The organism is Streptomyces sp. ActVer (assembly GCF_027270795.1).
GTDB lineage: Bacteria > Actinomycetota > Actinomycetes > Streptomycetales > Streptomycetaceae > Streptomyces > Streptomyces umbrinus_A.
This window is the reverse complement of sequence record NZ_JAPWHT010000716.1, coordinates 1-3,264: the sequence shown is the minus strand read 5'-3', so window position 1 is coordinate 3,264 and position 3,264 is coordinate 1. Positions and strand designations below refer to the sequence as shown.

The window sequence follows — 3,264 nt, the reverse complement described above, 5'->3', positions numbered from 1 at the left end:
GGCAGGCGGTGCGCACCAGCCCGCCCGGCCGAGACAGGCGTAGGCGCGGGCGCCACGCCTGGATCCCGTCCGAATCGTCAGGGCAGTTCGGCGCGGCCCTTCGCGCCGTGCTCCCGCAGCCACTGGACGACCCCGTCCGCGTCGGTGGTCCGTGCGATGTCGAGGGGCGTCTTGTTGTCGTAGCCGACCCAGTCGAGATCGGCTCCCCGCGCCAACAGATAGTCGGCGGCGGCCAGTTGGCCGCCGTGGCAGGCGCCCCAGAAAGCACGGGTGACGGCGTCGCGGCCCGGCGGTTCGGCGCTCTCGACGGCCTCCTTCACCCGGCCCAGCAGACCGAGCGTCGCGGCGTCCATGAGCGTCGTGCACGCGCCCAGTTCGACCAGTCGGTGCGCGGCCCGCCACTGGCCGAAGCCGCGGGCGTGGGCGAGCGGTGTGCCGCCGCCGCTCACGGCACCGGTGGCCTCGATGTCGGCGCGCGCCTCGACGAGGGCGTCCAGTACGGGCACGTCGTTGCTGCTGGCCGCCCAGTGCAGCGGGGTCTCCGAATGGGCGCCCTCGAAGCGGGCGTTGGGGTCGGCGCCCCCCGCCACGAGGGCGGCGACGACGGCGGGACCGTTCGGGTAGTGGCCGGGCCAGTCCGCGGCGATGTGCAGCAGGCTGCGCGTCCCCGCTCCGGCGCCGCTCCGAACGATCCCCGTTTCGGCGAGGCCGGGGTGCTCGGCGAGGCACTGCCGGAGAGTTGGCAGGTCACCGCCGCGGATCGCCTCGGTCACCGCGACGGCGAGCGGATCCTGCGAGTCGAGCGTCTCCATCTCACGCCTCCTGCTGAGTACGCCCTGTGGGGGACGTCCTGCTCGGGATCGGAACGATGCGCCTGGGGTGAGCCTGCCAGAGACGGAGATGCGGCGTGGCGCCGGGCTCACGGAAGAGTCCGGCGCCGGCTCGTCAGGACGCCTCGATCCCGTTCGTGCATGTGGCCCCCGGCTCAGGGGTCTGCGCACCCTGCACATACTTCGTGAGGAACTGCTGGACCCGCGGATCGGACGCCTTGTCCACGGTCAGCTGCTTGCCCCAGGCCGACAGCATGATGGCCCCGGCCTGGTCCTTCACCGGACTCATCAGCGTGTACGGGGTCTTGGCGACCTTGTCGGCGAGAGACTTCACGTCGCCGTCCGCGGCCTTGTCGTTGTACGTCACCCAGACCGCGCCGTGCTCCAGCGAGTGCACCGCGTTCTCTTTTGCTATCGCCTTCGTGTAGACCGAGCCGTCACAGGTCATCCACGCCTGGTTGTGGTCGCCGCCGACCGGCGGGTGCATCGGGTACGACACGGCCTTCGCGACATGGTTCTGCGTCAGCTTCTTCGCGTTCCAGGACTTCTCGCCCTTCACGGGCTTCTTCGCGGCGGCTTGCTGCTGCTCGTCCTTGTCGTTCGCCTTGTTGAGGCCGTAGGCGCCGAAGGCGACAAGACCGACGACGATGACCGTGCTGACCGTGATCGTGAGGATACGGTTTCTGCGGTCGCGGGCCTTCTCCGCCCGCCGCAGCTCCTCGACGCGCGCCTTGCGCGCCGCGGCGGCCGACTTCTTGCTGGTCTTGCTCATGGGAATGCGTTCCTTGTCCCCGCCGCACCGGTTCCTTCGGGCGGCGGTGGGTGAGGGGTCGGACGGACGTCTCCGGTCTGGACGTCGGTCTAGATCCGCTGCACCTGGAGGACATGGAGATCGGGAGCGCCGCGCGCGGGCGGCAGAACGGGGACGTGCGAGGCCGCGACCGGGCGCGCCACGACCGACATGCGCGGCAGCACCGCGGGCAGGGGGTGCACCGCGACGGGCAGTACGGCCCGCGCCTCCCGGGTGGGCAGGCCGCAGCACCGGTCGTGCTCGGCGGGGGAGCCCAGCCGCTCCTGGGCGACGGAGACGGTGACGACGGGATCGGCGACCGGAGCCGCCCGGCCGTGCGAGGGCACGTACCCCAGACACATCACCAACGCCGCGAGCAGCACGGCGAGGGCAGGGCACAGCACCGCGTCCCGCGTCACGCGGTGCGGTCGCCGGTGCGTCCTGCTGCTCATCACGGTGATGGTATGCGGTGCGCGCGACGGCGGTTCGCGAACCCCGTAGATCGGCTGGGTACGCACCTCCGCTCGGCGGGGAACGCACCTCCGCTCGGCGGGGAACGCACCTCCAGCCGTGAGTAGACACTGTCTACTCACGGCTGGTAGACAGTGTCTATGACCGAACAGGAGTCGGGACTTCGAGCCCGTTTGGTGGCCGTGGGCGTGGACCTGGTGACTCAGGAGGGGGTGCAGGCACTGTCCCTGCGGGAGATCGCCCGCAGGGCGGGTGTCTCGCACGGCGCCCCGCGCCGCTACTTCCCGACCCACCTCGAACTGCTCTCCGCCATCGCGCGAGAGGGCTTCGCCGAACTGGGGGCCGAGGTCGCCGAGGAGCTGCGGGGCGGCAAGGAGCCGACAGGCGGTGGAGAACCGGCAGGCGGCAAGGAGCCGGGCGGCGTCGAGGAGGGCCCGCGTGTCCAACTCGCGGCGCTGGCCCGGATCTACGTCGACTTCGCGCTGTCCCACCGCGGTATGTACGAGCTGATGTTCCGTCACGACCTGCTGGAGAGCAACAGCCTGGGCCTGCGCGAGACCAGCCTGCCGCTGTTCAACTCCCTTGTAGACCTGGTGAGTCGGGCACGCCCCGATGTGCGGGCACCGGACGTGGCGGGCGCCCTCTGGGCCAACCTGCACGGCATCGCGCAACTGTGGGGCTGGGGCAGCCTCCAGCTTGCGACAGGGGCCGACGGCGTCGAACCCCTCGTACGGGCCGCGCTGGACGCCCACCTCGGACCGGAGGCCCGGTGAACTCGGCGCGCGACCAGCGCCTCACGCTCACCGCCGGCATCACGGGGGCCGCGCTCGTCGCACTCGACGGGACCGCGCTGACCGTCGCACAGCCCAGCCTGCGGCGCGACCTCGACGCCTCGTTCGTCCAGATGCAGTGGACGAGCACCGGCTACCTCATCGCCGTCGCGAGCCTGCTCGTCTTCTCCGGACGCCTCGGTGACCGGTACGGACACCGACGGGTCTTCGCCCTCGGAATGCTGGGCTTCGCCGTCACCTCGGCGGCGATCGGCCTGGCGCCCGGCGTGGGCTGGGTCATCGGACTGCGCGTCGTGCAGGGGGTTTTCGGCGCGCTGCTGCAACCGGCGACCCTGGGAATGCTGCGCGCCGCGTATCCGCCCGACCGCCTCGGGATGCCGGT

General features: G+C 71.5%; 5 protein-coding genes. 2 read left to right on the top strand and 3 right to left on the bottom strand.

Features of this window, described 5'->3' with window-relative positions; genetic code table 11:
• Positions 1-77: 77 nt before the first annotated feature.
• The 3 genes from O3Q52_RS51035 to O3Q52_RS51025 all read right to left on the bottom strand — a co-directional run bounded on the left by O3Q52_RS51035 (position 78) and on the right by O3Q52_RS51025 (position 2,072).
• Entirely contained in the window at positions 78-812 is a 735-nt protein-coding gene (locus O3Q52_RS51035) for an ankyrin repeat domain-containing protein (RefSeq protein ID WP_269655234.1), read from the bottom strand.
• 133 nt (positions 813-945) lie between these two features.
• Positions 946-1,602 (bottom strand): DUF3105 domain-containing protein, encoded by a 657-nt coding sequence (locus O3Q52_RS51030; protein WP_269655233.1) that lies wholly within the window; start codon positions 1,600-1,602, stop codon positions 946-948.
• Positions 1,603-1,691: 89 nt separating this feature from the next.
• On the bottom strand, positions 1,692-2,072 hold the full coding sequence (locus O3Q52_RS51025) for a hypothetical protein (protein ID WP_269655232.1): 381 nt from the start codon (positions 2,070-2,072) through the stop codon (positions 1,692-1,694).
• A 159-nt stretch (positions 2,073-2,231) separates the two neighbouring features.
• Here O3Q52_RS51025 and O3Q52_RS51020 point away from each other — a divergent pair, with 159 nt between their 5' ends.
• Both O3Q52_RS51020 and O3Q52_RS51015 read left to right on the top strand, forming a co-directional pair.
• Positions 2,232-2,864, top strand: a complete 633-nt coding sequence (locus O3Q52_RS51020) for a TetR/AcrR family transcriptional regulator (RefSeq protein WP_269655231.1) — start codon at positions 2,232-2,234, stop codon at positions 2,862-2,864.
• Positions 2,861-3,264: MFS transporter (locus tag O3Q52_RS51015; RefSeq protein ID WP_269655230.1), on the top strand; the 404-nt coding region annotated here is incomplete at its 3' end. The genes O3Q52_RS51020 and O3Q52_RS51015, both read left to right, overlap by 4 nt.

Bases quoted from the DNA above. Each gene is read 5' to 3' on its own strand.
- O3Q52_RS51035 (WP_269655234.1), bottom strand. From the start codon at position 812: ATGGAGACGCTCGACTCGCAGGATCCGCTCGCCGTCGCGGTGACCGAG.
- O3Q52_RS51030 (WP_269655233.1), bottom strand. From the start codon at position 1,602: ATGAGCAAGACCAGCAAGAAGTCGGCCGCCGCGGCGCGCAAGGCGCGC.
- O3Q52_RS51025 (WP_269655232.1), bottom strand. From the start codon at position 2,072: ATGAGCAGCAGGACGCACCGGCGACCGCACCGCGTGACGCGGGACGCG.
- O3Q52_RS51020 (WP_269655231.1), top strand. From the start codon at position 2,232: ATGACCGAACAGGAGTCGGGACTTCGAGCCCGTTTGGTGGCCGTGGGC.